Source organism: Niastella sp., from assembly GCF_045805085.1.
Lineage (GTDB): Bacteria > Bacteroidota > Bacteroidia > Chitinophagales > Chitinophagaceae > Niastella.
Window position 1 is genome coordinate 1 of sequence record NZ_JBJMLX010000152.1, and the last position, 6,165, is coordinate 6,165.

The following is a 6,165-nucleotide window of genomic DNA, read 5'->3' on the forward strand; positions in this document are numbered from 1 at the left end:
ACAAAAGACGATAAAGGAGTGTGGTGGTATACGACGGATCCGCTGGTAGTGGGTTTTCATTATTATGCAGTTCTGATAGACAGTGTTCCAGTAATGAATAGGGGAAGCCAGGCCTATTTTGGCAGCAACTGGGAGTCTGCAGGTATTGAAGTTCCTGAAGGACCTGAAGGTGATTATTACAGGTTCAATAAGAACATCCCACATGGAGAAGTCCGTTCCCTTTACCATTGGTCTGATATTAATGGATTAGAACGTCATATTAATGTTTATGTGCCGGCTGAGTATGAAAAAAATCCCAAGAAAAAATACCCCGTGCTTTATCTCGTCCATGGTTGGGGTGAAGATGAGAACGGTTGGTCGGTACAGGGGCACCTGGCTAATATTATGGATGGTTTGATTGCAGGTGGAAAAGCTGTTCCAATGATCATTGTAATGCCCAGCGGCGATATTAAAACAAATTCAGATGTGCGTAAAGCATCCGGAGATATCACTGATATCCTGATCAAAGATCTTATTCCTTACATTGATAAAACTTTTCGCACTTATCCCGACCGGGACCACAGGGCTATGGCCGGATTATCACGGGGAGGCGCTCAAACATGGAATGCGGTGCTGAACAATATGGATAAATTTGCATGGATGGGTGGTTTTAGTGGTTCAGGCCGTTTTGGCCCCAATCCTTTTAATCCTAAAGCCCCGGTTACAACCGTTGAGACGGCCTATAACGGTGCATTTAATGATGCGGAGGCATTTAATAAAAAAATGAAGCTGTTGTTTATCAGCACAGGCACTGCAGAAGGGCAGGGGGCAAAACAAACTTATGAAACATTGAAAGATCATGGTATTAAAAACCTGGTGTACCATGAGTCGCAAGGTACCGCCCATGAATGGCTCACCTGGCGCAGGGCGCTCAATGATTTTGCGCCAAGGCTGTTTAGATAACACTCAACTATTGAGTTTCCAGCCAACATTATATAAATCTTTTATTTGATGATGTGCTGGATAATTTATCATAAGGCGCAATTAAAAGTTGCGCCTTTTTTATTTAAAACCCGCTACTGATTCTGCGCAAATTTGTGATCGAAAAATATCCTTTGTAGCATTTACCGTCCTAGTTATACGATTTTCACCCCCCATTTCGCCGTACATCCGTTGTAATTTGCGAAAATCACCTGCTTACATTAATGATATATAATTGTAATGCAACAATAAGCCTGGAGAATGAACATATTGGTTAAGAAAGGAATTATTATAGTAAGTATGCTTGTTCTGCAATGGCGGGCCCATGCACAACCGGCAGATATACCGCGGTTAAAGCATACCATGTTACAATTGCAGGAAAGAAAAGATTTCCTCAGGGATACCGCCTATATAGATATATTAGATAGCCTGGCATATGCTTTTTATCGCATCAGTGCCGACAGTTTATTTTTTTACAGCAATAAAGCATTGGCCTGCGCTCAACAGGCAGGTTATGGCAAGGGAGTTTCGGTGAGTTTAAGATTACAGGGGAACGGTTATAGCCTGGCCGGCGATTATGTGAAAATGTTATCCAGTTTTCAGCAGGCCCTTGCCATTGCCGAAAAGATCAATGATCCGATATGCATAGCCAAAGCAACGATCAATATTGCTATTCGCTATGATGATATAGGAAAAGGTGATGAAGCGATTAAGTTGTTTATGAAAGCGGGAGATATCTGTAAAAAGATGAAAGATAGCCTAAACTGGAACAAAACATTGATCGGCCTGGGGGGAACCTGGTCCAACAAAAAGCAATATGACAAGTCATTGCAATATTATCAACAGGCATTAGATCTTGCTACAGCCATGAAAGATGATTATTCTATAGTCGTAGGCAATGATAATATCGGGACGGTTTTATTTGAGCAGGCAAAGTATAAAGAAGCGTTGGGCCGCTTTCTTCGTACAAAAGAATATTTTAGCCATACCGATGATAAGATGCGTAAAACCCGAACTGCCGTTTCAATAGCCATGGCCTATTTCCATCTCAGGAATTACCCGGCCGCATTAAAGTACGCACGCCAAAGCCTGCAATGGGCAACTGAAATAAAAGCAAAAAAGTTGATCGGGCAATCAGATGAAATACTGGCAGCTGTTTACGAAGCAAAAAACGATACACGCAATGCCCTTAAATATTTCAGGCTTTATAAAGATATTTCTGATAGCATTTTTAATGAATCAATGTTAAAAAAGACAGGGGAACTGGAAGCCAGGTTCGAATTTGAGAAAAAGGAAACCCGGTTAAAGGAAGACCAGGAAAAGAATGACGCACTGCACAAGCATATCGTTCAAAATAAAGAGTTGCAAATTTCAATTGCAACCCTGGTGATCCTTTTCTTAAGTGTGCTGATCTTTTTGCTGTTCCGTAGCAGGGCGGCCAAGCATAAAACCAACCAGTTACTGGAAACAAAGAATGCCGAAATAGAACGCCAGGCCGTACAGTTGCTTTTAAACAACCAGGAAAAAGATAAACTGTTCTCTATTATTTCCCACGATCTGAAAGCGCCCTTATTTGCTTTAAAATATATGCTGGATATCCTGAAGGATCGTTCTATACCGGGAGAGGATCTGCTGGCAATTATAAATGAGTTCAGGCGGGATATTAATTATTCTGCTCAACTAACCAGCAACCTGCTTTCATGGGCGAGCAGCCAGCTCGATGGCAGAATAATTATCCCTGATATGCTGCCTGTACAGGAGCTGGTGAGTGAAACCATAGCGCCTTTTATCAAAACGGCATTTGACAAAAAGATTGAATTGAAAAATAATGTGCCCCATTCTTTAAAGGTATGGGCCGATCAGAATATGGTGCAGGTACTTATTCGTAACCTGATCAATAACGCCATCAAATTCTGCAACCCCGGTGATGTTATCACTATTGAAGGCAAGACGATAGATGGTATCGTTGAAATATGTGTAGCAGATACCGGCATAGGAATAGCGAAAGAAGTGCTGACAAAAATTAACCGGAAAGAAAGTGTCACTACATTCGGAACAGCTAACGAAAAGGGAGTTGGCCTGGGCATGCTGCTATGCCATGAATTTGCCGAAGCGAACAGAGGTATCTTCAGGGTTGAAAGTGAACCGGGAAAAGGAAGTCGTTTCTATTTCACGCTACCTTCTATACCTGATCCGCAGTAGTAGTAGGCGAATTGATATATTTAATTGACAACTTTTAATTGACAACCTTAGTCAAACAATCGCAACTATCAGTGATTTAACTGATCTGTATTATTTTTTCTTTCAATATTTTTTCATCCTTCCACCAGGTATTATTCAGCAAATAAGAAAGCGTTTGCACGATGTCTTTATACCTGTTTGGCTTCGTAAGAAAAAATACAGGCGCGAACTTTTGAAAACTTTCAAAGCTGTCAATCATCTGGGTGGTAGTATACATAATTACCGGGATGTTCCTGAGCGATGCGCACTTGCGTAACTGGTTAAGGCATTGCATGCCATTCATGCATGGCATATTCAAATCAAGAAATATAAGACCTGGCAAGGTTATATCTGATCGTTGCAATAGTTCTAATGCTTCTTTTCCATTGCTCGCTGAGATCAAAATACAGGAAGGGCATACCTCTGTCAGCGCTTCGGAAAAAAGCATCCTGTCGTCATCATCGTCGTCAATAATCATCACAGAATGAATTAGTTGCATAGTGGGGGAGGAGTGTAAGGTACTGATTTTAGAAGACCACTCAATTTTTCGCTACCTTCAATTACCTTTCTCCTTATTTTTTCTATATACAACCATTTGATCATGAGCAAAGTAGGTGCAGTAAAGAAAAAGATAAAAGTCCGAAGCAAACCTTTTCCCATTGTTGCTATCGGTGCTTCCGCGGGCGGACTGGAGGCTGTTACCGAATTATTGAAAAATTTGTCACCAGATACAGGAATGGCATTTGTGTATATTCAGCATCTTGATCCAACACATGACAGCCTACTTCCAACAATATTAGGAAGGTCGACAAAAATGAAAGTGCTGGAGGCGCGGCACCTGTTGCCCATCCAGCAGAATTACGTATATGTGATCCCACCCAATAAGGACCTGTCCATAATTGACGGTGTACTACGGTTAAATCCACGTGCGCCAAGACCTTCTGTTCACATGCCTATTGATAAATTTTTCTATTCTCTGGCAGAAAAGCAAAAAGAAGGAGCAATAGGAATTATTCTTTCAGGCAATCAGCACGATGGAACTTTTGGACTTAAATCTATCAAACTTGCCGGTGGCCTCACTTTTGCGCAGAACGATACGGCCAAATTTCAAAGTATGCCCAAATCGGCTATTGCGGAAGGAGTAGTTGACATGGTGCTCCCGCCGGAAGAAATTGCCAGGGAACTTGTAAGAATAAGCCATCATCCGGCTATCATGGTTGATGAAGAAAAAGAAAGGGGGGAAGATAAGATCAGTGATACCGATAAGGATCTGGTCAGTATTATCCAGATAATAAAAAAAGCGACCGGGGTTGATTTTTCTCATTATAAAATGAATACGATTAAGCGGCGCATTATTCGACGGATGCTGCTTTATAAATTGAATTCCCTGGAAGATTATTACAAATACCTCAAACAACATACCGCTGAAATAAATATTTTATACCAGGATATGCTCATTAATGTCACCTGTTTTTTTCGTGACGCTGACTTAATGGAGTATTTAAAGAAATCGGTTCTACCCAAAATTATTAAGATAAAACAAATAAACGAACCGTTACGCATTTGGGTACCCGCATGCGCAACGGGCGAAGAAGCTTATTCCCTTGCTATAACTATAATAGAGGCGCTTGGGGATAAAGCGCCAAACATCCCGGTTCAGATTTTTGCTACAGACCTTAGCGAACTTGTGATATCGAAGGCACGACTGGGCCTTTATTCTGTTAACGACCTGGAAAATGTTTCACAGGAACGAATTGACCGTTATTTTGAAAAAATTGACAGCAGCTACAGGGTTGTAAAAACCATAAGGGATATATGCGTATTCGCTGCTCACAATATTTTTAAAGACCCGCCTTTTTCAAGGATCGATCTCATTAGCTGCTGCAACATGATGATCTATCTTGATACCTTTTTGCAAAAAAAGGCACTCTCTATTTTCCATTACTGTTTACGCGATACCGGCTATTTGGTTTTGGGCAAGTCTGAAACTGTTAGCGCTGCCGGGGAATTATTCTTACAGGTAGAAAAAAAGTATAAATTATTTACCAAGAAGAAAGATAAGGCTACCAATGTGGTTTTTGATATGAATTATCGGATGCCAGGCGGTGAAAATTTTTTGCCGAAAACAAATAGCATAAAGCCTTTTCAGAAGGCGATGAACCATACCGCAACGCTGGAAAATACGATAGATGATATTTTGTTGCGTCATTTTGTGCCTGCCAGCGTGGTTATAAATCACCATTTAGAGATCCTTCACTTCCGCGGGTCAACCAGCCTGTTCTTAGAGCCGCCTAACGGTAAAGCAAGTTTGAATTTGCTAAAGATGGCCCGCACAGGCCTCATTTTTGAATTGCGCAATACCATACATAAGGTTAGCAGATCAGGAGAAAGAATGAAAAGGGCAGGCCTGGAAATAAAAGTGAAAAATGTAATTCACCAGGTTTCCATAGAAGTGTTCCCCTTACCTTCTGATGACGAAGAAAGACTTTTTCTGGTAGTTTTTGAGGAGACCCCTGCCGCGGCCCCCTCTGCGGCATCTTCCAAAACAAAAGATAATATGGTATTGAAGCTTCAGGAAGAACTGTCATCGGCAAAAGACGACATGCGTACCATGATAGAAGAACAGGAAGCCACCGTAGAGGAATTACAATCAGCTAATGAAGAAATTATTTCCAGTAATGAAGAATTGCAAAGCATCAATGAAGAAATGGAGACGTCTAAGGAAGAACTGGAATCTTCCAATGAAGAACTGATGACCATTAACCACGAATTGCAGGTGCGGAATGATCAACTGGCTGAATCGTATGAATATGCGGAAGTGGTTTTTCAAACCATTCAGGAAGCTGTACTCGTATTGGACAGGGAATTCCGGGTAAAGAAAGCCAATAAAATATTCTATGAACTGTTCAGGTCAACCGAGGAGGAAACGGAAAAAATGTTGTTATTCGAGTTGGGGAACCGGCAATGGAATATTTTAAAGCTCAG

General features: G+C 41.2%; 4 protein-coding genes. 3 read left to right on the forward strand and 1 reads right to left on the reverse strand.

What is annotated here, in order from left to right; translation table 11 throughout:
• Both ACJ751_RS07410 and ACJ751_RS07415 read left to right on the forward strand, forming a co-directional pair.
• On the forward strand, positions 1-942 hold a 942-nt coding region (locus ACJ751_RS07410), incomplete at its 5' end, for an alpha/beta hydrolase (protein ID WP_407744787.1).
• 279 nt (positions 943-1,221) lie between these two features.
• Positions 1,222-3,162 carry an ATP-binding protein gene (locus ACJ751_RS07415; protein WP_407744788.1) on the forward strand — a complete coding sequence of 647 codons (1,941 nt, stop codon included), beginning with the start codon at positions 1,222-1,224 and terminating at the stop codon, positions 3,160-3,162.
• Positions 3,163-3,238: 76 nt separating this feature from the next.
• Here ACJ751_RS07415 and ACJ751_RS07420 read toward each other — a convergent pair whose 3' ends face one another.
• Positions 3,239-3,679: a response regulator gene (locus ACJ751_RS07420; protein WP_407744789.1), complete on the reverse strand. Its 441-nt coding sequence runs from the start codon at positions 3,677-3,679 to the stop codon at positions 3,239-3,241.
• Positions 3,680-3,781: 102 nt separating this feature from the next.
• Here ACJ751_RS07420 and ACJ751_RS07425 point away from each other — a divergent pair.
• Positions 3,782-6,165 (forward strand): chemotaxis protein CheB (locus ACJ751_RS07425; RefSeq protein WP_407744791.1); only part of this gene is annotated, 2,384 nt, incomplete at its 3' end.

Excerpts from the sequence above, each read along its gene's own strand:
- ACJ751_RS07415 (WP_407744788.1), top strand. The coding sequence starts at position 1,222 with ATGAACATATTGGTTAAGAAAGGAATTATTATAGTAAGTATGCTTGTT.
- ACJ751_RS07420 (WP_407744789.1), bottom strand. The coding sequence starts at position 3,679 with ATGCAACTAATTCATTCTGTGATGATTATTGACGACGATGATGACGAC.